Source organism: Lysobacter sp. SCRH-1R, from assembly GCF_057747855.1.
Genome location: NZ_CM173227.1, coordinates 2,922,982 through 2,948,271, shown reverse-complemented (window position 1 = coordinate 2,948,271; position 25,290 = coordinate 2,922,982). Strand labels below are relative to the sequence as shown.

23 protein-coding genes are annotated in these 25,290 nt (G+C 68.3%); 16 read left to right on the top strand and 7 right to left on the bottom strand.

The features are described from left to right. Positions 1-10: 10 nt before the first annotated feature. The 3 genes from AC3ANK_RS13440 to AC3ANK_RS13430 all read left to right on the top strand — a co-directional run bounded on the left by AC3ANK_RS13440 (position 11) and on the right by AC3ANK_RS13430 (position 3,241). Positions 11-1,030: an N-acetyltransferase DgcN family protein gene (locus AC3ANK_RS13440; protein WP_484171418.1), complete on the top strand. Its 1,020-nt coding sequence runs from the start codon at positions 11-13 to the stop codon at positions 1,028-1,030. A 20-nt stretch (positions 1,031-1,050) separates the two neighbouring features. After that, a complete protein-coding gene (locus tag AC3ANK_RS13435; protein ID WP_484171417.1) occupies positions 1,051-2,655 on the top strand; it encodes a serine hydrolase in 1,605 nt (534 codons plus the stop codon). 184 nt (positions 2,656-2,839) lie between these two features. Continuing rightward, complete coding sequence (locus AC3ANK_RS13430) at positions 2,840-3,241, top strand: GFA family protein (RefSeq protein ID WP_206861259.1); 402 nt, start codon at positions 2,840-2,842, stop codon at positions 3,239-3,241. 163 nt (positions 3,242-3,404) lie between these two features. Here the strand turns inward: AC3ANK_RS13430 and upp are convergent, their stop codons facing one another. Beyond that, positions 3,405-4,037, bottom strand: a complete 633-nt coding sequence (gene upp / locus AC3ANK_RS13425) for a uracil phosphoribosyltransferase (protein ID WP_206861258.1) — start codon at positions 4,035-4,037, stop codon at positions 3,405-3,407. Positions 4,038-4,131: 94 nt separating this feature from the next. Continuing rightward, positions 4,132-6,477 (bottom strand): TonB-dependent receptor plug domain-containing protein, encoded by a 2,346-nt coding sequence (locus AC3ANK_RS13420; RefSeq protein WP_484171416.1) that lies wholly within the window; start codon positions 6,475-6,477, stop codon positions 4,132-4,134. A gap of 162 nt (positions 6,478-6,639) precedes the next feature. Here AC3ANK_RS13420 and AC3ANK_RS13415 point away from each other — a divergent pair, with 162 nt between their 5' ends. Continuing rightward, a complete protein-coding gene (locus AC3ANK_RS13415; protein ID WP_484171415.1) occupies positions 6,640-7,776 on the top strand; it encodes a phytase in 1,137 nt (378 codons plus the stop codon). 212 nt (positions 7,777-7,988) lie between these two features. On the opposite strand, the gene AC3ANK_RS13410 is transcribed toward AC3ANK_RS13415, so the two are convergent. Continuing rightward, the gene (locus AC3ANK_RS13410; RefSeq protein ID WP_484171414.1) at positions 7,989-9,485 is read right to left on the bottom strand and encodes an aminotransferase class III-fold pyridoxal phosphate-dependent enzyme; all 1,497 of its coding nucleotides are present in this window, start codon (positions 9,483-9,485) and stop codon (positions 7,989-7,991) included. Positions 9,486-9,611: 126 nt separating this feature from the next. On the opposite strand from AC3ANK_RS13410, the gene AC3ANK_RS13405 reads away from it, so the two are divergent. The 8 genes from AC3ANK_RS13405 to AC3ANK_RS13370 all read left to right on the top strand — a co-directional run bounded on the left by AC3ANK_RS13405 (position 9,612) and on the right by AC3ANK_RS13370 (position 17,115). Further along, on the top strand, positions 9,612-10,043 hold the full coding sequence (locus AC3ANK_RS13405) for an Lrp/AsnC ligand binding domain-containing protein (RefSeq protein WP_206861254.1): 432 nt from the start codon (positions 9,612-9,614) through the stop codon (positions 10,041-10,043). 183 nt (positions 10,044-10,226) lie between these two features. Beyond that, positions 10,227-11,336: a tRNA preQ1(34) S-adenosylmethionine ribosyltransferase-isomerase QueA gene (gene queA / locus AC3ANK_RS13400; protein ID WP_484171413.1), complete on the top strand. Its 1,110-nt coding sequence runs from the start codon at positions 10,227-10,229 to the stop codon at positions 11,334-11,336. Next, entirely contained in the window at positions 11,333-12,445 is a 1,113-nt protein-coding gene (tgt, locus tag AC3ANK_RS13395; RefSeq protein WP_484171412.1) for a tRNA guanosine(34) transglycosylase Tgt, read from the top strand. The genes queA and tgt overlap by 4 nt, the downstream gene beginning before the upstream one ends. 125 nt (positions 12,446-12,570) lie before the next feature. Further along, complete coding sequence (gene yajC / locus AC3ANK_RS13390; RefSeq protein ID WP_206861251.1) at positions 12,571-12,912, top strand: preprotein translocase subunit YajC; 342 nt, start codon at positions 12,571-12,573, stop codon at positions 12,910-12,912. A 57-nt stretch (positions 12,913-12,969) separates the two neighbouring features. Further along, complete coding sequence (gene secD / locus AC3ANK_RS13385; protein WP_484171411.1) at positions 12,970-14,823, top strand: protein translocase subunit SecD; 1,854 nt, start codon at positions 12,970-12,972, stop codon at positions 14,821-14,823. 18 nt (positions 14,824-14,841) lie between these two features. Further along, entirely contained in the window at positions 14,842-15,816 is a 975-nt protein-coding gene (gene secF, locus AC3ANK_RS13380) for a protein translocase subunit SecF (protein WP_484171410.1), read from the top strand. A gap of 131 nt (positions 15,817-15,947) precedes the next feature. Beyond that, a complete protein-coding gene (locus AC3ANK_RS13375) occupies positions 15,948-16,274 on the top strand; it encodes a putative quinol monooxygenase (RefSeq protein WP_206861248.1) in 327 nt (108 codons plus the stop codon). Positions 16,275-16,296: 22 nt separating this feature from the next. Beyond that, the gene (locus tag AC3ANK_RS13370; RefSeq protein WP_484171409.1) at positions 16,297-17,115 is read left to right on the top strand and encodes an alpha/beta fold hydrolase; all 819 of its coding nucleotides are present in this window, start codon (positions 16,297-16,299) and stop codon (positions 17,113-17,115) included. Positions 17,116-17,361: 246 nt separating this feature from the next. Here the strand turns inward: AC3ANK_RS13370 and AC3ANK_RS13365 are convergent, their stop codons facing one another. Next, positions 17,362-18,186, bottom strand: coding sequence for an inositol monophosphatase family protein (locus AC3ANK_RS13365; protein WP_206861246.1), 825 nt, complete (start codon positions 18,184-18,186; stop codon positions 17,362-17,364). Positions 18,187-18,289: 103 nt separating this feature from the next. On the opposite strand from AC3ANK_RS13365, the gene AC3ANK_RS13360 reads away from it, so the two are divergent. From AC3ANK_RS13360 to AC3ANK_RS13350, 3 genes are all read left to right on the top strand, one after another. Further along, positions 18,290-19,081: an RNA methyltransferase gene (locus AC3ANK_RS13360; protein ID WP_484171408.1), complete on the top strand. Its 792-nt coding sequence runs from the start codon at positions 18,290-18,292 to the stop codon at positions 19,079-19,081. An 88-nt stretch (positions 19,082-19,169) separates the two neighbouring features. Then, positions 19,170-20,096: a phosphate/phosphite/phosphonate ABC transporter substrate-binding protein gene (locus AC3ANK_RS13355; RefSeq protein ID WP_484172884.1), complete on the top strand. Its 927-nt coding sequence runs from the start codon at positions 19,170-19,172 to the stop codon at positions 20,094-20,096. Continuing rightward, positions 20,093-22,219, top strand: coding sequence for a putative bifunctional diguanylate cyclase/phosphodiesterase (locus AC3ANK_RS13350; protein ID WP_484171407.1), 2,127 nt, complete (start codon positions 20,093-20,095; stop codon positions 22,217-22,219). Before AC3ANK_RS13355 ends, AC3ANK_RS13350 begins: the two co-directional genes overlap by 4 nt. 160 nt (positions 22,220-22,379) lie before the next feature. On the opposite strand, the gene AC3ANK_RS13345 is transcribed toward AC3ANK_RS13350, so the two are convergent. The 3 genes from AC3ANK_RS13345 to AC3ANK_RS13335 all read right to left on the bottom strand — a co-directional run bounded on the left by AC3ANK_RS13345 (position 22,380) and on the right by AC3ANK_RS13335 (position 24,712). Beyond that, entirely contained in the window at positions 22,380-22,676 is a 297-nt protein-coding gene (locus AC3ANK_RS13345) for a TFIIB-type zinc ribbon-containing protein (RefSeq protein WP_484171406.1), read from the bottom strand. 54 nt (positions 22,677-22,730) lie between these two features. Continuing rightward, on the bottom strand, positions 22,731-23,996 hold the full coding sequence (locus AC3ANK_RS13340; RefSeq protein WP_484171405.1) for a polyhydroxyalkanoate depolymerase: 1,266 nt from the start codon (positions 23,994-23,996) through the stop codon (positions 22,731-22,733). A 107-nt stretch (positions 23,997-24,103) separates the two neighbouring features. After that, positions 24,104-24,712 carry a class I SAM-dependent DNA methyltransferase gene (locus AC3ANK_RS13335; RefSeq protein WP_206861241.1) on the bottom strand — a complete coding sequence of 203 codons (609 nt, stop codon included), beginning with the start codon at positions 24,710-24,712 and terminating at the stop codon, positions 24,104-24,106. Between the two features lie 103 nt (positions 24,713-24,815). On the opposite strand from AC3ANK_RS13335, the gene AC3ANK_RS13330 reads away from it, so the two are divergent. Beyond that, positions 24,816-25,265 (top strand): CopD family protein, encoded by a 450-nt coding sequence (locus AC3ANK_RS13330; RefSeq protein ID WP_206861240.1) that lies wholly within the window; start codon positions 24,816-24,818, stop codon positions 25,263-25,265. Positions 25,266-25,290: the final 25 nt, after the last annotated feature.

The window sequence follows — 25,290 nt, the reverse complement described above, 5'->3', positions numbered from 1 at the left end:
GATGAATCACTTGAAGTCCGACGTCGTTCTTCCGCAACCCTACCTGTTGTTCCTCGGCGACACGACCGAGCCCGGCTACGCGAAAACCGCCTTCGGCCTGCGCGACTGGGCCGGCGGGCGCTGCGTCGGCGAATACGCGATCGACGGCGCGACGGTCGTCACCGGCCTTGCGCGAATGACGCCGGAACTGGCAGCGGCGTCCGGCGCGAAGGCCATCGTGATCGGCGTGGCGAACTCCGGCGGCTTCATTCCCGCGACATGGTGGCCTGCGCTGGTGCGCGCGATGGAAGCGGGGCTCGACGTCGTCAGCGGCATGCACGCGCGGCTTCGCGACATCGACGTGCTGCGCGAAGCCGCAGCGCGCCTCGGGCGCCGGCTGATCGACGTGCGTGAACCGCCATCGGCCATTCCCATCGCCACCGGCAAACCGCGCACGGGCAAACGCCTGCTGACGCTCGGCACCGATTGCGCGCTCGGCAAGAAGTACACGGCGCTCGCGCTGACGCATGCCTTCGTCGCGCGCGGCATCGATGCGACGTTCCGCGCGACCGGCCAGACCGGCATCCTCATCGCAGGAGGCGGCATTCCGATGGACGCGGTGGTCGCGGATTTCGCGGCCGGTGCGGCGGAAATGCTCTCGCCCGATGCTGCCGAACACCATTGGGACGTGATCGAAGGGCAGGGCTCTCTGTTCCATCCGGCGTACGCGGGCGTGTCGCTCGCGTTGCTGCACGGCAGCCAGCCGGACGTCATCGTGGCTTGCCACGAAGCGGGGCGCGAACGCGTGCTGGGTCATCCCGCGTACGCATTGCCTTCCATCGAGGAGACGATCGATCTCGCCCTGCGGTTGGGCGCCCGCACGAATCCGCGTATCCGTTGCGGTGGCGTCGGGCTCAACACCTCGCGGCTCGAAGAAACCGCGGCGTTGCGGCTGCTCGCGTCCGAGTCCGACCGCCTCGGCCTGCCGGTCGCCGATCCGATGCGCGGCGGCGCGTCATTCGAACGCCTGGTCGATGCATGCCTGTCATGAGCCTCACGAGGACAATCCACATGAGTCCGATCGAACCCCTGCGACTGGCGTTGCTTGCGGCGGCGCTGCTCGCGATGCCCGCATTCGCCGCGCCTCCGGCGGACCTCGACGCGCGCGTCGACGCGGCGATGCGCGAACACGGCGTGCCCGGCATGGCCATCGCCATCGTCGAGAACGGCAAGCCCGTGCTGGCGAAAGGCTACGGCGTGCGCAGGCTGGGTTTGCCGGAACGCGTGGACGCCGACACGATCTTCCCGACCGGTTCGACCGGAAAGGCGATCACGGCGGCGGCACTCGCCGTGCTGGTCGACGACGGCAAGCTGCGCTGGGACGACAAGGTCATCGACCACATGCCGTGGTTCCGCATGCACGACCCGTGGGTGACGAACGAGATGACGGTGCGCGACCTGCTCGTGCATCGCAGCGGGCTCGGCCTGGGTGCGGGCGACCTGATGTTCGTGCCGGCGTCGTCGCGCAGTCGCGCCGACACGGTGCGCGCGCTGCGCCACATCAAGCCGGCGACGAGCTTCCGCAGCGGTTACGCCTACGACAACCTGCTGTACGCGGTGGCCGGTCAACTGATCGAGGAAGTGAGCGGGCAGACGTGGGAAGTCTTCACGCGTGAGCGCGTGCTCAAGCCGGCCGGCATGGACGACTCGGTGACGGAGCAGTCCGCGCGTTTCGCGAACCCGAACCGCGCCTGGCCGCATGCGCGCACCGGCGGCGCCGTGCGCGGCATCGGCGCGCAGGCGGTGCTCGACGAACGCAAGACGCTCGGCGACAACGGCGCACCGGCGGGCGGCCTGTCGTCCAGCGCGAACGACATGGGGCAGTGGTTGCAGGTGCAGCTCGGCAAGGGCACGTGGACGAACGACGCCGGCGCGCCGGTGAAGGTGTTCAGCGAGGCGCAGTCGAAGCAGATGTGGACGCCGGCCGTGCTCACGCCCACGCCGGCGTGGCCGGGCAAGCTGGCGTCGGCCGCGCCGAAGTTCTCGTCGTATGCATTGGGCTGGAACGTGCGCGATTACCGCGGCGAGAAGCTGCTCGACCACGGCGGTGCGGTGTTCGGCGTGCAGGCGTACGTGGCCATGATTCCGGATCGCGATTTCGGCATCGCCGTGCTGATGAATTCCGAGGACACGCAGGCGATGCGCGGCGTCGCGCTGGAGATCATCGACCATGCGATCGGCGCGCCGGAGACCGACTGGGTCGCGGCGTTCGACGAGTTCATGGATGCGCGCATCGAGGGCGGACTGAAGGCGCTGGCGGCGGCTGCGAAGTCGCGGCCGACGGGCGGCGGCAAGCCGTCGTTGCCGCTGGCGCAGTACGCGGGGCGTTACCGCGATCCGTGGTACGGACCGATCGACATCAAGGGCGGCAAGGGCGCATTGCGCATCGACTTCCTGCAGACGCCCGGCATGGCCGGCTCGCTGGAGCACGTGCAGCACGACACCTTCCGCACGGTGTGGGACGACGCGACGATCGAACCGGCGTACGTCACCTTCGCGCTGGGCGCGGACGGGAAGGTGGAGCGGATCACGATGAAGGCCGCCTCGCCCATCGCGGATTTCAGTTACGACTATCAGGACCTGTTGTTCACGCCGGACGCCGGGGCGTCGAAGTAGGGAGCGTGAGGGGATGCCGGGTGCGCTGCGCTTGCCCGGGCTACAACCGCCAGCCGCTTTTGTAGCCCGGGTAAGGCCGCAGGCCGCACCCGGGGACCGCGCCAGGAGACGCTGCCAACCCTGCTGCCAACCGCTGTCAGCAGCCCGTGCCATGATCGCGGCTCCAGAGGAAAGGAGCCGTGCCATGTCGATGATCGCGTCCTGCCATTGCGGCGCCACGAAGATCCAGGCCCCCGAAGCGCCGACTTCCGCCAAGGAATGCAACTGCAGCTTCTGCGCACGCACCGGCGCGGTCTGGGCGTACTACGCGCCGGACCAGTTGGCGTTCCTGTCGACGGAGGATGAACGCACGTATTCGGCGCGCGGGATGAACCAGCACCATTTCTGCGGTCGCTGCGGCATGCAGACCTGGGGCGACTCGCCGGACTGGGCCTCGGCCTACAACGCCGATGGCAGCGCGAAGGAAGGCTTCACCCCCGGCACCGTCCCGACGCAGCGGATCTATGGCATCAACCTGCGGCTGGTGGACGACCTGGACTGGTCGAAGATCACCGTCGAGAAGATGGACGGGCGGAACAACTGGTAATCGAGGTCCGCATCTCCGACCGTCATTCGCGAAGGCGGGAATCCATGCGTGTTGCATGACGGTGGCGGGCGCGGCCCAGCCCTGCAGCCCGGCTTGCGCCGGGATGGCGCAGTGGGGATGGCCATCGGCGAGGGCGCATCCGAAGCAGCTCGGCCCCGCCTCCTCAGCCGTGCCGCGTCCCGAAGATCTTGTCGCCCGCGTCGCCGAGTCCCGGCAGGATGTAGCCCACATCGTTGAGCCGCTCGTCGACGGACGCCGTGTAGACCTCCACGTCCGGATGCTTCGCTTCCAGCACGCGAAGGCCTTCCGGCGCGGCGACCAGGAACAGGCCCTTGATGCGCTTGCAGCCGGCGGCCTTGAGCATGTCCACCGTCGCCACCAGCGTGCCGCCGGTGGCGAGCATCGGATCGAGGATGATCGCGGTGCGCTCGTCCATGCGGCCGGTCAGCTTCTCGTAGTAGCCCACCGGCTGCAGCGTCTTCTCGTCGCGCTGCAGGCCGACCACGCCGACCTTCGCCGCGGGGATCAGTTCGAGCACACCCGGCAGCATCCCCAGGCCCGCCCGCAGGATCGGCACCAGCGTGACCTTCGCGCCCTTGATGCGGCGCGTCCTCACCGGGCCGGCCCAGCCCTCGACGATGGCTTCCTCGGTTTCCAGGTCCGCCGTCGCCTCGTAGGTCAGCAGCGTGGCGACTTCCGACGCCAGCTCGCGGAACGCCTTCGTGCTGATGTCGCCGACGCGCATCAGGCCGAGCTTGTGCTGGACGAGGGGATGGCGGACTTCGACGATCTTCATGGGCGATACCCCCGGCGCAGGAGGCCGCCAGTGTGCCTCACGCGCCGTGATCGCCGCAGCCCCTCCCGTGCGGAAGGGGCCGCGCCGCCCCAGGTCAGAACGAATACCGCATGATCAGCTGGTACACCGGCCCGGACGATTCGCTTTCCAGCTCGAACTCGTCGTAATCGCGATCGAGCTGGTCGGCGGCGTTGTCGAACTTGTGGAAGGCTTCGTCCTTGTTCGCATCGAGCAGGTTCGAGCCGGTCAGGCGCAGCGAGAGGTTGTCGCCGAAGCGCTTCTCGACGAACACTTCCAGGTCGCCGTCGTACGTCGTCGTCACTTCCTCGGCGAGCAGGCGCGCATACGCGTCGCCCTGGCGGCGATAGCTCGCACCGAACGACATGCCCCAGTCGCGCACGTCATGGATGAAGCCGACGTTGTAGACGTACTTCGCCTGGTTGTTGAAGCGGCGCTCGCCGAAATCGTCCTCGACGTCGCTGTCCAGCCACGAGTAATTCACGAACAGGCCCGTGTCCGGCAGGCCCAGCGCGGTGAGCGGCGTGGACAGGTCGAACTCGATGCCGTACACGCTGCCGTCGCCGACGTTGCGCGCGGTGTAGACGAAGCTGTCCGGATCGAACTCCGGATAGCCCGGCGTGGTCGGCGTCGCATCGGGATTTGCGTCGAGGAACTCCTCCACCTCGTCCTCGTAATCGCCCAGCGCGGTCGAACTCGGCTCGCCGGTGTTGACGATCTCGATCAGGTCCTTCACGTCGCGATAGAACACGTTCACGCCGAACACGCCGCGCGTGCCGAGGCGGCGCTCGTAGCCGAAATCCACGCCCCAGGCGCGCTCGGGATCGAGCGTGGGATTGCCGGTGAAGTCGTTGTCGCCGAACTCCTCCTCCAGCGTGAGCGGCAGGATCTGGTCGAAGTTCGGGCGACGCACCGTGCGGCCCACCGAGAACAGCAGGCGGTCGGCGCTGGTGAAATCCCACTTCAGGTGCGCCGACGGCAGCAGCGTGTTGTAGTCGTTGCTGGCCGCGTCGTCGTCGAAGGCGATGTCGACGTCGGTCGTCTCGTAACGCAGGCCCGCTTCCCATGCCAGCGCGCCGACCGTGCCGGTGAACATCAGGTACGGATCGACGCGGGTTTCGTCGATGCGGCTGTCGCTGCGGTCGAACTCGTCGTACGGCGGCAGCGCGGCGCCTTCCTCGTCGGTGTCGACCTCGCTGACCTGCAGCGTGGTCTCGCGGCGCTTGTCCATGAAATCCACGCCGAATTCCATCGTCGCACCGCCCACGCCGCGCTTGTGCGCGAGCTTGAACGTGCCTTCGCTGTCGCGCGTCCCGGTCAGCGTGCGCGTGCCTTCGCGTTCGTCGAACGAGGGCGGCGTGTCCTCGTCGTCGAAACCGCTTTCCTCCTCGGTCGAGCGCGTGTCGTCATCGAAGCGCGCGTAATCGATGTCGAATTCCGTACGGCCGCCGGCCATGTCGAACGCGTATTCCACGCCGAGCGACCAGTTGTCCTGCCTGATCGTCTCGACCTGGTCGTTGATCGACAGCAGGTTGTCGCGGCTGGTGCTGCCCGGATCGTTGTACTCGACCGAATGCTCGGTTTCGGTGCGGTCGGTGCGCACGTAGAAGCCATCCACCGAAAGCCGGCTGGTGCCGATGTCGCGCGTGTACGACAGGTTTGCGGAGTAATCGTCGCCGTCGCGCGTGTCGTCCTGGTCCTCGCGATCGACGAACCCGCCGCCGGGTTCCTCGAAACGGTCGCTGCGCTTGCGCTTGGGGTTGTAACGGCCCTGCACGTTGAAGCCGCCGAGCAGGCGCCCGCCGCCGAGTTCGCCGCTGGCGACCGCGCCGTAGGTCGGCTTGATCTCGCCGTCGTCGAAGCGCAGCGCGCCCACGCGCACGTACTTGCCGTCGAACTCGTAGGCGTCGCGCAGCACGATGTTCAGCGCGCCGGCGACGGCGTCGCCGGAACGGTTCGCGCTGGTGCTGCGCACGATCTCGATACGTTCGACCAGTTCGGCCGGGATGCGGTCGACGAAGAACGAGCGGTCGTTGCCCGCGCCGGGCACCTTCTTGCCGTTGATGAGGATCTGCGTGTAGCCCGGATCCAGGCCGCGCAGCTGCGCGCCGTCGTATTCGAGCACGTCGGACACGAACACCACGCTCGGCACGCGCTTGAGCATGTCGCCGACGGTGAGCGGTTCGAAGCGTTGGAAGTATTCCAGATCGTACGACAGCACCGGCGCGACCGAATCGGTGCGATTGCGGTAGGCGATGTCCGCCTGCACCACCACCGAGTCGAGCTGCTTCGGATCGGGCGAGGCATCGGCCGGCGCCTCGTTGGCCAGCGCGGTACCGAAGGAAGCGGCCAGGCCCACCGGTGCGACGAGCGCGCACCACAGCGCCCGCGACATCGTCGCGGCGAGCACGTTACGTTTCATCGAAGTTGCATCCCCATGCATGGCAAGCGAGTGCTTGAACGGCGCTTTGTACGCATGCGGCATGGCGGAAATATGACGACGCGTGCCTGGCGCCGTGACACGCGACGGTCACAATCGGTGCGTACAAACTCGCGCTTTGTCGAACCGACTCCAGGGGAATCCATGTCGCTGCGATTGGCCACGCTCGCTTTCGCGTCCTGCCTTGCCGCCTGCTCGGCCACCGGGAACGCACCGGTCGCACCTGCAACGCAGCACGATCGCGAGCCCGACGAAACGATGGAAGTCGATCCGCTGCTCGCGCAGGCGAACATCGCGCATCAGGTGGTGGCCGAGGCGTTCCTCACCGCCGCGACGCCGGAGGACAACGTCGATTCGCCCGCCAGCTGGCGCACGTCCGATGGCAAGCGCTGGCTGATCGCGACCGGCAAGGCGAGCGACCGGCTGATCGTGTACGACGGCGACACCGGCGCGACGCTGCGCACCGTCGGCGGCCCCGGCACCGCGCTCGGCCAGCTGCAGCGTCCCAACGGCATCGCCGTGATCGGCGATCACGTGCTGGTGGTCGAACGCGACAACCATCGCGTGCAGATGTTCCAGCTACCGGATTTCAAGCCGCTGCTCGTGTTCGGCGCGGAAGATCTGAAGCAGCCTTACGGTCTTTGGGTGCGTGCGCAGCGCGACAGTTATGAAGTGATCGTCAGCGACAACTACATGTCGCCGCAGAACGAGGACGTGCCGCCGCCGCTGGTCGAACTCGACAAGCGCTTCAAGCGTTACCAGCTGCGCCGGGCGGCGGAGGGCTGGGAAGCGCGCTTGATGGAAACCTTCGGCGACACCGGTGAGGCGGGCGCGATCCGCATCGCCGAGTCGGTGTTCGGCGATGTCGATCACGACCGGCTGCTGCTCGCCGAGGAAGACGTCGCCACCGGTACGCGCCTGCGGGAGTACGGCCTGGACGGCAGGTATCGCGGTCGCGACATCGGCGCCGACCTGTTCAAGGCGCAGGCCGAAGGCATGGCGCTGTACCGCTGCGAGGGCGGCGCGGGTTACTGGATCGCGACGGACCAGTACAAGGACCGCAGCCTGTTCCACGTGTTCGATCGCGCGACGCTGAAGCACCTGGGCGCGTTCGCCGGCAACAAGACGGCGAACACCGACGGCGTGTGGCTCGACCAGACGGCCGGCAAACGCTTCCCGAAGGGCGTGTTCTACGCGGTGGACGACGACCAGGCGGTGGCGGCGTTCGACTGGCGCGACGTGGCGCGTGCGTTGTCGTTGCCGGCGTGCGAGGGAAAGTAACGCGTTAGTGCCTTTGTGGCCCGGGTAAGCGAAGCGCACCCGGGATCACGCGTGATCGGCCGTCAACCCCGGGTGCGGCCTCCGGCCTTAGCCGGGCTACCAAGGCCATGCGCCGATCGACGCGACAAAAAAATCAGGGGAGTGGCGTTACAGAAGGCGAAGACGGCGGGTGTGGGGGCACCCGCCGTCTTCGCGGCGGCGTCGGGGGAGGATCAGGCCGCCGCTGCCTGCTGCGCGCGCGGACCTTCGCGCAGCGCACGCGCGATCATCGCGACGAGCAGGTCGATTTCCTCGCTCGCGATGGTGAAGGTCGGGGTGAAGCGCAGCGAGTTCACGCCGCCGTGGATCACGCCGATGCCGTGCTCGCGCAGCCATTCCTCGGTGGAATTGGCGCCATAGCACTTGAACTGCGGCGAGAGTTCGCACGAGAACAGCAGCCCCGTGCCCTGCACCTTGGTGATCAGACCGCCGAGTTCGCCCTTGAGCTTCTCCAGCTTCTGGATCGCCTCGGCGCCGCGCGCGCGGATGTTCTCGCGAAGCTGCGGCGTCACCTGCGACAGCACCGCGCACGCGACGTCGAGCGCGCGCGGGTTGGTCGTCATCGTGTTGCCGTACAGGCCCTTCTTGTAGAGCTGCGCGGCCTGCGCGCCGACGGCGAGCACCGACAGCGGGTACTGGCCGGCGTTGAGCGCCTTCGAATAGGTTTCCATGTCCGGCGGATCGAGCTGCTCGAAGCCGGGGTAGTCGATGATCGACAGCACGCCGTGCGCGCGCAGGCCGGCCTGGATCGAGTCCACCAGCAGCAGCGCGCCATGCGAACGCGTCAGTTCGCGCGCGGCGGCGTAGAACGCCGGCGGCACGCTGCGGCCCGGATCGCCTTCGCCCATCACCGGCTCCAGGAACATCGCCTCGATGAACCAGCCGTTCGCGTCGGCATCGACGAAGACCTGCTTCAGCGCGTCGACGTCGTAGGGCTCGACGGTGAGCAGCGAATCCTCGCCGCGGAAGCTCGCCAGGTGCTGCAGGTAGGTCTTGCGCGAGGAATCCGAATACAGCGCCGGGCGTTCGGTGCGGCCGTGGAAGCTGCCCTTCACCACCACGCGCTTGATCGTGCGGCCGGCGTGGCGACCGCCGGTGTCGGTCATCAGCTTGGTGTTCGCGTCGGCGATGCGCGCGGCGAGCGAGACCGATTCGGAACCCGAATTCAGGCAGAAGAACTTCTCGTACGGGCAGCCGCCGCGCTCGGCGCCGATCGCCGCGCGCAGGGCGCGGTCGAAGCGCAGTTGCGAGAGCGACGGGGTCATGATGTTGGCCATCGCCTGCGGGCGGGCCATCGCGGCGATCACGTGCTTGGGCGCGTGGCCGAAGCCGAGCATGCCGTAGCCGCCGGAATCGTGCAGCACGGCGCCCTTCAGCGTGACCACCCACGGGCCGCGCGCGGCGAGGGCGACGTACGGGTTCACCGCGTCGTCCGGATAGAAGTTCACGTAGCCGCCCTGCACGGCGTGCACCTGGGCGTCCTCGTCGAGGTCGAGCAGATCGGCGAATTCGTCCTTCACGCGCTGGTATTCCTGCTCGGCGGCCTCGATGGCCTCGATCAGTTCGGCATGCGTGTGGGCGAAGCGCGCGATGGTCGCGTCGTCCAGTCCATGGGTACGGCGGCGGCCTCCGTGGGCACGCAGGGGGGCGAGACGGTCGATGACGGCCATGGGGTCCTCCGGGGTCGAATCTGGCGACAACCCGTCCATTATCTGGATTAATTCGTCGATCGACAGTGCGGATTTGTACGAAATTATGGATAATTTCGTCGTTTCGACGAAATCGGAGGGCGGAACGTGAAGATCACCGACGCCGACCAGCAACTGCTCTCGGTCCTGCGCGAGAACGCCCGGGCCTCGACCGCCGACATCGCGCGACGCCTGAAGCTGTCGCGCACTACCGTGCACAGCCGGATCGAGCGCCTGGAGCGCGAGGGCGTGATCCAGGGCTACACGGTGCGCGTGCACGACGCCGCCGAACGCGGGCACATCCGCGCGCACATCATGATCACCGTGCTGCCGAAGCGGGCGCCGTCGGTCGCCGCCGCGCTGCACGCGATGCCGGAAGTGCGGGCGCTGCATTCGGTGAGCGGCCCGTTCGACCTGGTGGCGCTGGGCGTGGCGCCGTCCGTGGAGGCGATGGACGAGCTGACCGACCGCATCGGCGCCATCGACGGGGTGGAGCGGACGACGTCGGCGATTGTTCTTTCGGCGAAGTTCGAGCGGTGAGAGCCGGTTGAGCGCTCGTGCAGGAATGGCGTGGCGGTCGTGAGCCGGGCAGGGCGTGCGGCGTTGGCCCCTCTCCCGCCGGGAGTGGGGTGAGGGTCGGGATGCGCGGCGACGCCGGCGCCCGCGGTATCCGCTCCTGCAGCCCGGACAGGCGAAGCGTGGCGGCTGAGGGTTCCTTCTACAATGTCGAATCCCGCCCGCACTCCGACCGGCCTGTCTCGCCGGCCTCACGCCTTGAAGAAATCCGATTTCCACTACCACCTGCCGCCCGAGCTGATCGCCCAGGCGCCGCTGCCGGAGCGTTCGGCCAGCCGGCTGCTGGTGGTTCCGCCGGCGCATGGCGACGCCTTCGATCGCGGCTTCCAGGATCGCGTCTTCCGCGAACTTCCCGAGCTGCTGCAACCCGGCGACCTGCTGGTGTTCAACGACACCCGCGTGATCCCGGCGCGCCTGTACGGACAGAAAAGCACCGGCGGGCGGGTGGAGATCCTGATCGAACGCCTGCTCGGCGGCCATGAGGTGCGCGCGCAGCTGGGCGTGAGCAAGTCGCCGAAGGAAGGCGCGCGCATCGCGCTCGACGCCGGCGGCGAGGCCGAAGTGCTCGGCCGCGAGGGCGAGTTCTACCGCCTGCGCTTCCACGTCGCCGAATCGCTGGAGAAATACCTGCTGCACGCCGGCCGCCTGCCACTGCCGCCGTACATCCAGCGCGAAGCGGGCCACGACGACGACACGCGCTACCAGACCGTGTTCGCGCGCGAGGTCGGCGCCGTCGCCGCGCCCACCGCCGGGCTGCATTTCGACCAGGCGCTGCTGGATGCGTTGAAGGCGCGCGGCGTCGACTTCGGGCACGTGACGCTGCACGTCGGCGCCGGCACGTTCCAGCCGGTGCGCGTGGACGAACTGGACCAGCACGTCATGCACAGCGAATGGCTGAACGTGGGCGCCGCGCTGATCGAACAGATCGGCCGCACGCGCGCGGCCGGCGGGCGCGTGATCGCGGTCGGCACCACGGTCGTGCGCGCGCTGGAAAGCGCGATGCACGAAGGCGAACTCCATCCCTACGCCGGCGAAACCCGGCTGTTCATCCTGCCCGGTTACCGCATCCGTTCGGTGGACGCGCTGATCACCAACTTCCACCTGCCCGAGAGCACATTGCTGATGCTTGTTTCCGCCTTCGCCGGCAAGGCGCGCGTGTTCGCCGCCTACGACCACGCCATCGCGGAGCGCTACCGCTTCTTCTCCTACGGCGACGCGATGCTGCTGTTCCCGGCGAATCCAGGAGCGCACGCATGAGCCGCCTGTCCTTCGAACTGCTGCGCACCGACGGCGCCGCGCGCCGTGGCCGGCTGACCTTCCCGCGCGGCACGGTGGAAACGCCGACCTTCATGCCGGTGGGCACCTACGGCTCGGTGAAGGGCGCGTTGCCCGAGCAGGTCCGCGAACTCGGCGCGGAAATGATCCTGGGCAACACCTTCCACCTCTACCTGCGCCCGGGGCTGGACGTCATCGGCGACCACGGCGGCCTGCATGGTTTCACCCGGTGGAACGGGCCGATCCTCACCGACTCGGGCGGCTTCCAGGTGTTCTCGCTCGCGCACAAGCGCAAGATCACCGAGCAGGGCGTGACCTTCGCCGCGCCCACCGACGGCAGCAAGGTGTTCCTCGGCCCCGAGGAAAGCATGCGCATCCAGAAGGTGCTGGATTCGGACGTCGTCATGATCTTCGACGAATGCACGCCGTACCCGGCCACCGAGGAGGTCGCGCGGCGCTCGATGGAACTGAGCCTGCGCTGGGCCGAACGCAGCCGGCGCGCGCACGAGGGCAACGACGCGGCGCTGTTCGGCATCGTCCAGGGGGGCGTGTACCCGGAACTGCGCACGCGTTCGGCCGGCGCGCTGATGGACATCGGCTTCGACGGCTACGCCATCGGCGGCCTGGCCGTGGGCGAACCGGAGGCCGAGCGTAACCACATGCTCGAACACACCTGCCCGCAGCTGCCCGCCGACCGCCCGCGCTACCTGATGGGCGTGGGCCGGCCGGAGGACCTGGTGGAAGGCGTCGCGCGCGGCATCGACATGTTCGATTGCGTGATGCCGACCCGCAACGCGCGCAACGGGCATTACTTCACCTCATTCGGCACAGTGCGCGTGCGCAATGCCAAATACGAGCGCGACCTGCGCCCGATCGAGGAAGGCTGCGACTGCTACACCTGCCGCAACGGCTTCAGCCGCAGCTACCTGCGCCACCTGGACCGCTGCAACGAAATGCTCGGGCCGATCCTGGGCACCTTGCACAACCTGCGGTATTACCAGCGCCTGATGGCGCAGATGCGCGAGGCGATCGGGCAGGGAACCTTCGCCGCCTTCCGCGAGTCCTTCTACGCCGCGCGGGCGCCGGAATAGGCGATCCGCCCGGGCCCGGGCGGAGCGGCGCAGGGCAGGGGACGGGGCGGATCTGCCGGCCGGACCGGGCCCGGCTGCCGCCCCGTGGCATAATCCCCCGCTATTTTTCGATCAGGACGACCGTCATGAATCTGCTCGACCTCGTGATTTCCCCCGCCTACGCGCAGGCCGCCCCGCAACCCGGCGCCGGTGGCTTCGGCATGTCGCTGCTGTTCCCGATCCTGCTGATCGCGGTCATGTACTTCCTCATGATCCGCCCGCAGATGAAGCGCCAGAAGGAACACCGCGCGATGCTGGAGAAGCTCTCCAAGGGAGATGAAGTGATCACCAACGGCGGCATCGCCGGCGTGGTCAGCGACATCGGCGAGAACTTCATCACCGTGGAGATCGCCGACAACGTGCGCATCCGCGTGCAGAAGGGCGCCATCGCCAACGTGCTGCCCAAGGGCACCCTGAAGTCGGCCTGAGGCCGCTTTCCCGATCCCACCTGAGCGTGCGCCGGCCGGCGCGCGCGGAATGCCGCGATGCTTGAATTTCCTAAGTGGAAATATTTCCTGATCCTGCTCGTCCTGGGCTTGAGCGTGCTGTACGCACTGCCCAACGCCTACCAGAAGGATCCTTCCGTACAGATCACGGCCAACCGTAGCGGCCAGCTCGACGATGCCCTGCGCAGCCGCGTCAAGGCCGAGCTGGCCAAGGCCGGCGTCACGCCGCGCTCGGTGGAGATCGAGGGCGACAACCTGATGGTGCGCCTGACCTCGCTGGCCGAGCAGAGCAAGGCGAACAACGCCCTGCGCACCACGCTGGGCGAGAACTACACCGTCGCGCTGAACCTGGCCTCGACCGTGCCGGACTGGCTCGCCAACCTCGGCGGCAAGCCGATGGTGCTGGGCCTGGACCTGCAGGGCGGCGTGCACTTCGTCATGCAGGTCGACCAGCGCGCCGCGCTGGACAAGCGCATGGACGCCTACGCCGAGGACATGCGCGTCAGCCTGCGCGACGCGCGCATCGCCTACCAGTCGGTGGAGCGTCGCCCGAACAACACCATCGTCGCCACGCTGGCCGCCGAGGCCGGTGCGGACGCCGCCGGGCGCGCGCGCGACGAACTCGCCCGCCTGATGCCGACGCTCAGCTACGACGTCAGCGGCAACACGGTGGTGGTGACGATCCCGGAAGCCGAACTGCGCCTGATCGCCTCCAGCGCGATCGAGCAGAACATCACCACGCTGCGCAACCGCGTGAACGAGCTGGGCGTGGCCGAGCCGATCATCCAGCGCCAGGGCGAGGACCGCATCGTCGTGCAGCTGCCCGGCGTGCAGGACACCGCCGAGGCCAAGCGCCTGATCGGCGCCACCGCGACGCTGGAATTCCGCGCGGTCGTCGATGGCGACGCGATGGACGCCAAGGCCACCGGCCGCGTGCCGCCGGGCGCCAAGCTGTTCACCATCCGCGACACCGGCGCCCCGGTGCTGCTGAGCAAGCGCGTGCTGGCCTCCGGCGACCAGATGGTCAACGCCAAGGTCGGCGTCGACCAGAACGGCCTGCCGGCGGTGGACATCACGCTGAACAGCATCGCGGGCCAGCGCATGTTCGACTTCACCAGCGAGAACGTCGGCAAGCTGATGTCGGTGGTCTACATCGAGCGCATCCCCACCGTGACCATGGTCGACGGCAAGGAAGTGCGCGGCGTGCGCGTGCGCGAGGAAGCGCTGTCGCCCACGCGCATCGCCGGCGTGTTCGGCAAGAACTTCCAGACCACGGGCCTGGAGAAGACCGAAGCCGACAACCTCGCCAAGCTGCTGCGCGCCGGCTCGCTGGCCGCGCCGATGGACTTCGTCGAGGAGCGCATCATCGGCCCGAGCCTGGGCGCGGAGAACGTCGAGCGCGGCATCACCGCGGTCGTCTACGCGTTCGTGTTCACCCTGGCCTTCTTCACCATCTACTACCGCATGTTCGGCGTGATCACCTCGGTCGCGCTGCTGATGAACCTGCTGATCGTGGTGGCGGTGATGTCGATGTTCGGCGCGACGATGACGCTGCCGGGCTTCGCCGGCCTGGCGTTGTCGGTCGGTCTGTCGGTCGACGCCAACGTGCTGATCAACGAGCGAATCCGCGAAGAGCTGCGCCACGGCGTACCGCCGAAGGCGGCGATCGCGGCCGGTTACGAGAAGGCGGGCGGCACCATCATGGACGCCAACCTCACCGGCCTGATCGTGGGCGTGGCGCTGTACGTGTTCGGCACCGGCCCGCTGAAGGGCTTCGCGCTGACGATGATCATCGGCATCTTCGCCTCGATGTTCACCGCGATCACCGTGTCGCGCGCGCTGGCGCAGCTGATCTACGGCAACCGCAAGAAGCTCAAGTCCGTGGCCATCTGACCGGGTGAGAACGAAACAATGAAACTTTTCCCGCTTCATCTCATCCCGAACGACACCAGGATCGACTTCCTGCGTACGCGCTACGTGTCGATGGCGATCACGGTGCTGCTGTTCGTCGCATCGCTGGTGATCATCGCCACGTTCGGCTTCCGCAAGGAGGCCTACGCGCTGGAGTTCACCGGCGGCACGCTGGTGGAAACCACGTTCGAGCGTCCGGCCGACGTCGACAGCGTCCGCGAGCAGCTGGCCACCGCCGGCTTCGAGAACGCCCAGGTGCAGGCCTTCGGCGGCGGCAACGGCCTGATGATCCGCCTGCAGCCGCATGGCGAGAGCAACAACGCCACCGGCAGCAACTCGATCGCCAACCAGGTGGTCAAGGCCGTGTCCACCGCGGAGAACCCGGCGCGCGTGCTGCGCAGCGAGTTCGTCGGCCCGCAGGTCGGTGCCGACCTGGTGCGCGACGGCATCTACGCCACGCTGTTCATGCTGATCGGCTTCCTGATCTACATCGCGTTCCGCTTCGAATGGAAGTTCGCGGTGGTGGCGAGCCTGACGGCGTTCTTCGACCTGATCGTCACCGCCGCCTACGTCTACGGCACCGGCCGCGAGTTCGACCTGACCGTGCTGGCCGGCCTGCTGTCGGTGATGGGCTTCGCGATCAACGACATCATCGTGGTCTTCGACCGCGTGCGCGAGAACTTCCGCACGCTGCGCGTGGACTCGATGGAAGTGCTGAACCGTTCGATCAACCAGACGCTGTCGCGAACGGTGATCACGGCGGTGATGTTCTTCCTGTCGGCGTTCGCGCTGTACCTGTACGGCGGTTCGTCGATGGAAGGCCTGGCGCTGACGCACATGATCGGCGCGGTGGTCGTGGTGGTCTCCTCCATCTTCGTCGCGGTGCCAATGCTGTCGCTGGGGCCGTTCAAGGTCAGCAAGCAGGACCTCATGCCGAAGGCGAAGGACGAGGCGGCGCTGGCGCGCCGGCCGTAACGGATCCATCGCAACGTGGTTTTGGAAAGGGCCGCATCGCGGCCCTTTCTCTTTGGCGTGCCGGAGCCGGCTGGAAAGGCAAAGCGCGGCTGCGGGACAATCGGGCCATTCCCGCGAACGGAGCCCCCCGCATGGCCAACGACGACCTCGTCTTCTACGTGAAGCTGCACGTGAAGCCCGAATGCGTGGACGCATGGAGGCGCGCGTTCGACGACATCGCGCAGGCCATGGCGAAGGAGCCTGAATTCGTGTCCTGCCACCTGCACGTCGATGCGTCCGATCCGAACCAGTTCACGCTGTACGAGCGCTGGGCCGAGCCTGGTGTCGAGGCGTTCCTGCGCAACCAGATGAAGCCGTATCGCGTGCAGTACGACGCGCTCATCGAGCCGCTGCTGCAACGCCCGCGCGAGGCACAGGTGCTGGTGCCGCTGGGCGAATGGTTCGGCGCGCGCTCGTGACGCACGAAGCGAACGACGCGCTGTGAGCGGACCGCATCGCGACGTCCTGATCGACACGGGCGAAGGCCGCGTCTTCTGCCGTGGATGGGAACCCGAGACGGGCAGCGTCGAAGCGCGGCCGCCGATCGTGCTGCTGCACGATTCGTTGGGCTGCGTGGAGACCTGGCGCGATTTCCCGCGACGCCTGTGCGATGCCACGGGGCGGCGCGTGATCGCCTACGACCGCCTCGGTTTCGGGCGTTCGGATCCGCATCCGGGAACGCTCGCCGCCGACTTCATCGCGCGCGAGGCGACGGCCACCTTCGCGCGCGTGCGCGAGAGCCTGGGGCTCGACCGCTTCATCGCCTTCGGCCACAGCGTCGGCGGCGGCATGGCCGTGGCGTGCGCGGCGACGCATGCCTCGCACTGCGACGGTGTCGTCACCGAAACGGCACAGGCCTTCGTCGAGGACCGCACGGTGCAGGGCGTCGTTGCGGCGAAGGCGGATTTCGCGCAGCCCGGGCGCATCGAACGCCTGCGCCGTTACCACGGCGACAAGGCGGAGTGGGTGCTGCATGCGTGGACGGACACGTGGCTGGCGCCCGGCTTCGCGACATGGACGCTGGACGGGGAACTGCGTCGCGTGCGCTGCCCGCTGCTCGCATTGCACGGGGATCGCGACGAATTCGGTTCGATGCGACATCCGGAGCGCATCGTCGCGCTGTGCGGTGGGCCGTCGGAGATCGAAAAGCTCGAGGGCTGCGGCCATGTGCCGCACCGGGAACATGCCGATCGGGTCATCGCGCGGGTGCGGGAGTGGCTGGACGGAATCCGGCTTCGTGGCGTGCGGGTCGCCTCGTAACGCGTGCGCACTGCCCCTTGCATGGGGCATTCCGTCTCCGGCGCAGTACTTCACCTTCGCCGGGATGACGGTTAAGCGAAGCGCACGCGGGGAGGCTGCCGCGCGTCCCGGGTACGCTTCGCTTACCCGCGCTACAACAGCAAGGCGCGGGTGTCGCAGGACGCAACGCGGCCATTTCCCCCCCACGAAACAGAAAAGCCGCGCATCGCGCGGCTTCTCCGTGACGCATGCGACACCGAGCGGCGATCAGGCCTGATCGAACGCCGCCGCATACCCCGTGTTGACGATCTTCTGCTGCAGGGCGTCGCACACCTTCAGGTTCGCGGCGACGATCTGGCGCGTCGCCAGGCCGCGGTTGTCCATCGGGCCGGTGCTCCGGCCGCGGAAGTCGGTGACCTTGCCGCCGGCCTCACGCACCAGCAGCACGCCGGCGGCGATGTCCCACGGCTTCACGCCGGCTTCGAAATACGCATCGGCGCGACCGCAGGCGACGTAGGCCAGGTCCAGCGCCGCCGAACCCGTGCGGCGGATGTCCTCCGCCTCCAGCAGCAGGTTGTCGATGGTCTTCAGCTGCGCGGACACGCGCGCGCGCTCGCGCGGCGGGAAGCCGGTCAGCACCATCGCGCCATTGAGGTCCTTGCGCTCGGTCACGCGGATGCGGCGCTCGTTGAGCGTCGCGCCGCTGCCGCGGCTGGCGGTGAACAGGTCGTTGCGCAGCGGGTCGAAGATCACCGCGTGGATCGGCTCGCCGTTCTCCACCAGCGCGATCGACACGCAGAAATGCGGAATGCCGTGCAGGTAGTTGCTGGTGCCGTCGAGCGGGTCGATCACCCAGGTGAAGCGGTTGTGGCCGATCGAACCGCTTTCCTCGCCGAGGATCGCGTAGTCGGGCGTGGAGCGGCGGAATTCCCGGATGATCTCCTTCTCCGCCAGGCCGTCGACTTCGCTGGCGTAGTCCATCCGGTCCTTCTCGACGACGTTCAGCGCGTCGAGCTTGTTCATGTGGCGCAACAGGACGTTGCCGGCGGCACGGGCGGCCTTGACCATGAGGGTGACGGCGGGTTTCTGCATGGGCGAAGGGCCTCGTTCGGGGGACGGGGAGAGGATGGACTGGCGGGGGTGAAAGAGCGGCACCGGCGCTGCGGCCGGGGCGCGGAGTTTACCATTGCGCGCCATGAGTTCCGAATCCAGATCCGTGAATCCTTCCCATCCGGCCGCGCAGCGCCTGCGCATCGTCCTCGTCGGCACCCAGCACCCGGGCAACATGGGCTCGGCCGCCCGCGCCATGAAGACCATGGGCCTGGCGCGCCTGGTCCTGGTGGCGCCGGAAAAGCGCCCCAACGAGGAGTCCTACGCCCTGGCCGCGGGCGCCGACGACGTCCTGGGCGATGCCCTGATCTGCGAAACGCTGGCCGACGCCGTCGCCGATTGCCGCCTGGTCCTGGGCTGCACGGCACGCAGCCGGCGCGTCCAACTGGAGGAACTGCTGCCCCGCGATGCGGCGGCCCGCAGCGTGACCGAGGCCGCGGCCGGCGCCGAGGTGGCGCTGGTGTTCGGCCGCGAGCGCACTGGCCTGACCAACGACGAGCTGCAGCTGTGCCATGCGTCGGTGCACATTCCGGCCAACCCGGACTACAGCTCGTTGAACCTCGCCGCCGCCGTGCAGGTGCTCAGCTACGAGTTGCGCCTGGCGCTGCTGGACGCGTCGTCGGGCGATGCCATGGACGCAGCCGGCGAACGCCGCGATCCGCCCGCCTCGCACGCCGAGATGGAAGGCTTCTTCGCGCAACTGGCGCAGACGCTCGACGCGATCGATTTCCACAAGGGCCGCGCGCCCGAATCGGCGATGCGCAAGCTGCGCCGGCTCTACCTGCGCGCCGGGCTGGACGCGCGCGAGGTGCGGATCCTGCGCGGCATCCTCGCCGACGCCCAGCGCATGGCGATGCTCGCCGGATCAAAACGCTGATCTGCGTGACGCCCGTCGGTTTGCCGTTCCGGCCCGGCGGGCTTTCGATTACGCTGCCCGGCGGCATCCCGATGGATCGTCGTTCTTGATCGCCAGCCTGCGCCGTAACGTCCTGCTGATCCTGTGCTTGCTGGCCACCGCCGCCGTCGCGCTTCCGGCGAAGGCGGCCGACGACGCGGGCGTGCTCGTGCTCGGCCGCATCAGCGACGATCCCAAGAAACACTACGAGCAGCTCAAGCCGCTGCTGGACTACGTGGTGCCGCGCCTGGCCGACGTCGGCATCCGCGAGGGCCGCATCCTCATGGCCAAGGACTCGCAGCAGATGGCCAGTTATCTGCGTCGCGGCCGGGTCGACTGGGTGACCGAAACCACCGGCACCGCGATGCTGCTCCGCCAGCGCGGCGGCGCGCGGACGCTGGCGCTGACCGAACGCGATGGCGTCAGCCACTACCACAGCATCTTCTTCGCGCGGCGCGACAGCGGGCTGTCCTCGCTGGACGACCTGCGCGGCCACAGCATCGCCTTCCAGCGCCCCAGTTCCACCAGCGCCTACTTCGTACCGGCGGCCGAACTGCTGCGGCGCGGCTTCGCGCTGGAGATCCTGCTCTCCCCGGAAGACCGCATCGAGCGCGACGCGGTCGGCTACCTGTTCGCCTGGTCGGAGCTGAACATCTCGACCTGGGTGCACAAGGGGCTGGCCGACGTCGGCGTCATGAGCAATCTCGACTGGGCGAACCCGCAGCGCATGCCGCCCGCGTTCCGCGACGACCTGACCGTGATCGGCGCGACCGCCGACTACCCGCGCGCGGTGGAGATGGTGCGCGACGGCCTCGATCCGCGCGTGGAAGCGCGCCTGCGCGAAGTGCTGCTGGACGCGGCGGGCGATCCGGACGCCGGCGACGCGCTGATGCGCTTTTTCAACACCACGCGCTTCATGCCGGTGGATGCCGGATCGCGCAGGGCGCTCGACCGCATCTCCGACGGCGTGGCCCGCGTGCGCGCGGAGGTCGAATGAAACTGCGCATGGGCCTGCAGGCGCGCTTCCTCGTCCTGATGGGCGTGGCGCTGCTGGTCGTGTTCGCGCTGGTCGCGCTGCTGCTCAACCGGCAGGAACAGATGCGCCGCGAGGTCGAGGGCGTCAGCCGGCAGGCGATGCGCACGATGATCGGCGAGAACCTGCGTCGCCATGGCGAGGTCGCGGTCACGCAGCTCGCGAGCGCGCTGACCAATCCGCTGTATTACTCCGACCTGGACGCGGTCGGCGCGCTCGCGCGTTCCGCGCTGGCCGCGCCGGACGTGCGCTACGTCATCGTGTTCGACCGCGACGGCAAGGTCGTGCACGACGGCAGCGAGGACATCGCGCCGTACGGCCATCGCATGGACGATGCGATGGCGGACGAAGTCATCGCGTCGCGCGCGCTTCACACGCAGTTCGACGAACAGGTCATGGATGTCTCGATGCCGATCCTGATCGGCCAGCAGCGTGTCGGCGGCGTGCGCATCGGTTACGACATGCAGGCGATGCGGCGCCTGCACGACGATGCGGTCGGCACGCTGCGCGGGCGGCTGGACACGCTCGGCCAGCGGCACGTGATCTGGATCGGCCTGCTCGGCACCGGCCTGCTGGTGTTCGGCGCGCTGTCGCTGTGGCTGATCCAGCGTCTGCTGGTGCGGCCGATCCGCCGCCTGGCCGAATCGGCGCAGGAAATCGAAGCCGGCCACTTCGACACCACCACGCCCGCCGACGGCCGCAACGACGAAGTCGGCGACCTGATGCGCGCGTTCGACCGCATGAGCCGGAGCCTGGCGCGGCACGATCGCGAGATCCGCCGCATGGCCTACACCGATGCGTTGACCGGACTGGCGAACCGCCTCGCGTTCCGCGAAACGCTGGACGAACGCCTGGGCCAGAGCAACAACCGCCAACTGGCGTTGCTGTTCGCCGACATCGATGACTTCAAGCGCGTCAACGACACGCTCGGCCACGACGCCGGCGACGAGGTGCTGCTGCAATGCGCGCACCGCATCGAGGACGCGGTCGCGCGCGTGGGCGGCGAGGGCGCGCTGCTGGCGCGCTTCGGCGGCGACGAGTTCGTGATCCTCGTGCAGGCCGCGGACGATCCGCACGATGAGGTGCGCACGCTGGCGACGAAGCTCGCCGAGGCGCTGGTGGTCGATCTGGGCAAGCCGGTGGACGTGCAGGGGCGGCAGGTGTTCCTGGGCACGTCGATCGGCATCACGCTGTTCCCCGAGGACGCGGCCAGCGGCACCACGCTGATGAAGAACGGCGACATCGCGATGTACCAGGCGAAGGTCGCCGGCAAGAACTGCTTCCGCTTCTACAGTCGCGCGATGAACCAGGCGGTGGAACGGCGCGTGCACCTGGAGCAGGAACTGCGCGGCGCATGGGATCGCGGCGAACTGAGCCTGGTGTACCAGCCGGTGTTCCGCCTCGTCGACGGCGCGATGATCGGCGCCGAGGCGCTGCTGCGCTGGCGCCATCCGGAACTGGGCTTCGTCGCGCCGTCGGTGTTCATCGACGTGGCCGAGCAGAGCGGACTGATCGAAGCGCTCGGTCCGCAGGTGCTGCACGCCGCGTGCGCCGACGCGGTCGCGTGGCAGAAGACGCGCAGGGATCCGGAGCCGATGTTCGTCGCGGTGAACGTCTCACCGCGCCAGCTGCGCAGCGGCGACCTGCCGGAAGTGGTATCGGCCTGCCTGCGCGACACCGGCCTGGCCGCCGACCTGCTGCACCTGGAACTCACCGAGACGGCGGTGATCGGCGACGAGCTGCACGCGAGCGCGCTGCTGTCGGAACTGCGCGGCATGGGCGTGCGCGTGTGGCTGGACGATTTCGGCACCGGCTTTTCCGGCCTGAGTCATCTGCGCCGCGTGCCGGTGGACGGGGTGAAGATCGACCGCAGCTTCGTCGCCGACGTGCTGCGCGACCCGGACGACCTGGCGCTCACCACGGCGATCATCGCGATGGCGCATTCGCTGGGCATCCTGGTGGTGGCCGAGGGCGTGGAGAAGGAAGGCCAGTACGCGATCCTGCGCGAACGCGGGTGCGATTTCGCGCAGGGCTACTGGCTGGGCCATCCGGTGACGGCGGAGGAGTTCACGCAGCTGCGGGCGTGAGGTGCGCTCGCGTTTGTAGCGCAGCCGTTGTAGCCCGGGTAAGCGAAGCGCACCCGGGTCAGGCGTCATCGCAGCGTTGCCCCGGGTGCGCTTCGCTTACCCGGGCTGCAACGGCCAAGGCAACGGCATACGCGACCGCGACGCCTTGCGCCGCACCCGCTCAGAAATCGAACAACTCCCCAAGAAGGTTCTTCTTCTTGCGGTACTTGTAGTCCGACTTGTATTCGCCCTTGTAGCGATCGTCGTGATGGCCATGGCCGCGCGGGTCGTGCACCGGCGGCGGAGGCGGCGCGGCACGTGTTACCTGCGGAGCCGTATCGGCCGACGCACGCTCGATCAGCTTGTCGAGTTCGCCGCGATCCAGCCAGACGCCACGGCATTGCGGGCAGTAGTCGATCTCGATGCCCTGGCGATCGGTCATCGCCAGCTTCACGCCACGGCAGACGGGACAGTCCATGGTGGTTTCCTCGTTCGGGGGAAACCCATGTTCTCAGGGCGCCGGGCCGATGAGTCAAGTCGCTTCCGGAACGCCTCGTTCAGCATGGCGGGCGATGAAATCGCGCACCTGCGGGTACACCTGCGTGCGCCAGCGTCGGCCGCTGAAGATGCCGTAATGGCCGGCGCCCTGCACGGTGAGGTGTTCGCGATCAGCCTCGGCGATGCCCGTGCACAGTGTGTGCGCGGCGCGCGTCTGGCCCTGGCCGGAGATGTCGTCGAGTTCGCCCTCGATGGTGAGCAGCGCGGTCCGCCGGATCTTCGACGGGTCCACGCGCTCGCCGTCCACGTCCCACTCGCCGCGCGGCAGCAGGTGGTCCTGGAAGACCACGCGCACGGTCTGCAGGTAGTACTCGGCCGGCATGTCGAGCACGGCGTTGTATTCGTCGTAGAAGCGGCGGTGCGCGGCGGCGTCTTCCAGGTCGCCCTTCACCAGGTGCATGTAGAAGTCCCAGTGCGACTGGAAATGCCGCTCGGGGTTCATCGCGAGGAAGCCGCCGTGCTGCAGGAAACCCGGATACACGCGACGCCCGTGGCCCGGATAGTTCGCCGGCACTTGCTGGATCAGGTTGTCCTCGAACCACGACAGCGGTTCGTGCGTGGCCAGGTCGTTGACCTTGGTCGGATTCTGGCGCGTGTCGATCGGGCCGCCCATCATCACCATCGAACGCGGCGTGGTCTCGCCGCGCGCGGCCATCAGCGAGATCGCCGCGAGCACCGGCACCGTCGGCTGGCACACGCTCACCACGTGCAGCGTGTCGGCGCCGATCTGGCGGATGAAGTCCTGCACGTACGCGATGTAGTCGTCGAGCGAGAATTCGCCGTCGGCCACCGGGACCATGCGCGCGTCGATCCAGTCGGTGATGTAGACCTTGTGGTCGCGCAGCAGCGTGCGCACGGTGTCGCGCAGCAGCGTCGCGTGATGGCCCGACAGCGGCGCGACGACCAGCACCGGCGGCTGTTCCTTCAGGTCGCGCAGGTTGCCGGCATCGTCGGCGTAGCGCTTGAAGCGCAGCAGGCGGCAGAACGGCTTGCGCGCCATCTCGCGCTCGATCACCGGATACACGGTGCCGTCGATGTCGATGGAATGGATGCCGAACTCGGGCTTCTCGTAATCCTTGCCGATGCGGTACAGCAGCTCGCAGCCGGCCGCGGTCTGCGCGGCACCGGGCAGCGACGACAGCCAGCCGCCTTGCTGGCCGAACATCTTGGCGCAGGCTTCGGCCCAGTACGTCATCGGGGCCATCCACGCGCGGCCCAGTTCGTGCATCTGGTAGAGCATCGGTTCGAATCCGTGGCGGGCCCGGGCGGGCCGCATGCTGCGGCGCAGCATAGCGGAACCGCCGGAGCGGCGGGTTAACAGGCGGCGTCCGGCTCGGGCAGGGCGGTTCAGGCGGGTCGTTCCAGCGCGACCAGCCGGTCCGACAGCGCCGGGGAGAGCCACAGGTGCGACCCGAGCGGCACGAAGCCGGCCTTCGCGAAGCGCTGCCGGTAGAAGCGCGCCGGCCGGGGATGGAAGCCGACGTCGTCGCCGTCGGTCTCGTCCTCGCCGGTGAAGGTTTCCAGGAACGCGACGCCGCCACACAACTCGGCCACGCCCGGCAGGCCGCGATCGAGTTCGCGCGTGTCGAGGTAATGCATGACGTCGCTGCACACGAGCAGGTCGACCGGCGGGCAGGGGCGCAGCCGGGCGAAATCGGCGAAGCGCGCGAAATGCACGTTGCGCCGCGCACCGAAGCGACGCACCGCGTACTCGCTGCTGTCGAAGCCGAGGTAGGACGCCTTCGGCCGCAGTTTCAGCAGCGGCGCGCGCCATGCGCCTTCGCCGCAGCCGATGTCGAGGACGGTGCGGATCGGGCGTTCGAGATGGTATTCGGCGGTGGCCACGGCGAGCGCCACCTTGCGGGTGAGCCGCGCGGCGCTGCCGACGGCGTGGTCCTTCTTCGACGGATCGCGGTACCAGCGTTCGAAGTAGGCCTGGTCGTAGTGTTTGCTCATGGCCGGATTTTACCGTCCGACCACCGCGACGCCGGCGGCTCGAGCACCTCCACCCTGTGCAATCCTATGCGCCGTTCGCGAATCCGCTCCCGTCGAGGAACCCATGGCCTATTTCTGGATCAAGACCGCCCACCTCGTGTTCGTGATGGCCTGGATGGGCGGCGTGTTCTACCTCCCGCGCATCCTGGTCAACCTGGCCGAAGCCGGCGACGAACCGGCGGTGCGTGCGCGGCTGGTGCTGATGGGCCGGCGGCTGTACCGCTTCGGGCACATGATGTTCGGAATGGCCTTCGTGTTCGGCCTGGTGCTGTGGCTGGGCTACAGGGTGTTCCCGGGCTTCCCGACGATGGTCGGTCCCGGCGCCGGATGGCTGCACGCGAAGCTCGCGCTGGTGGTGCTGATGCTCGTGCATTTCACCGTCGCCGGGCGCTGGCTGAAGGGCGTCGACGCGGGCCGCGCGCTGCCGTCGTCCAGGGCGCTGCGCTGGTTCAACGAACTGCCGGTGCTGCTGCTGGTGGCGATCGTGTTCCTGGTGCTCGCCAAGCCGTTCTGACGGAAGGCCGCGGAAAAGCCCGCTT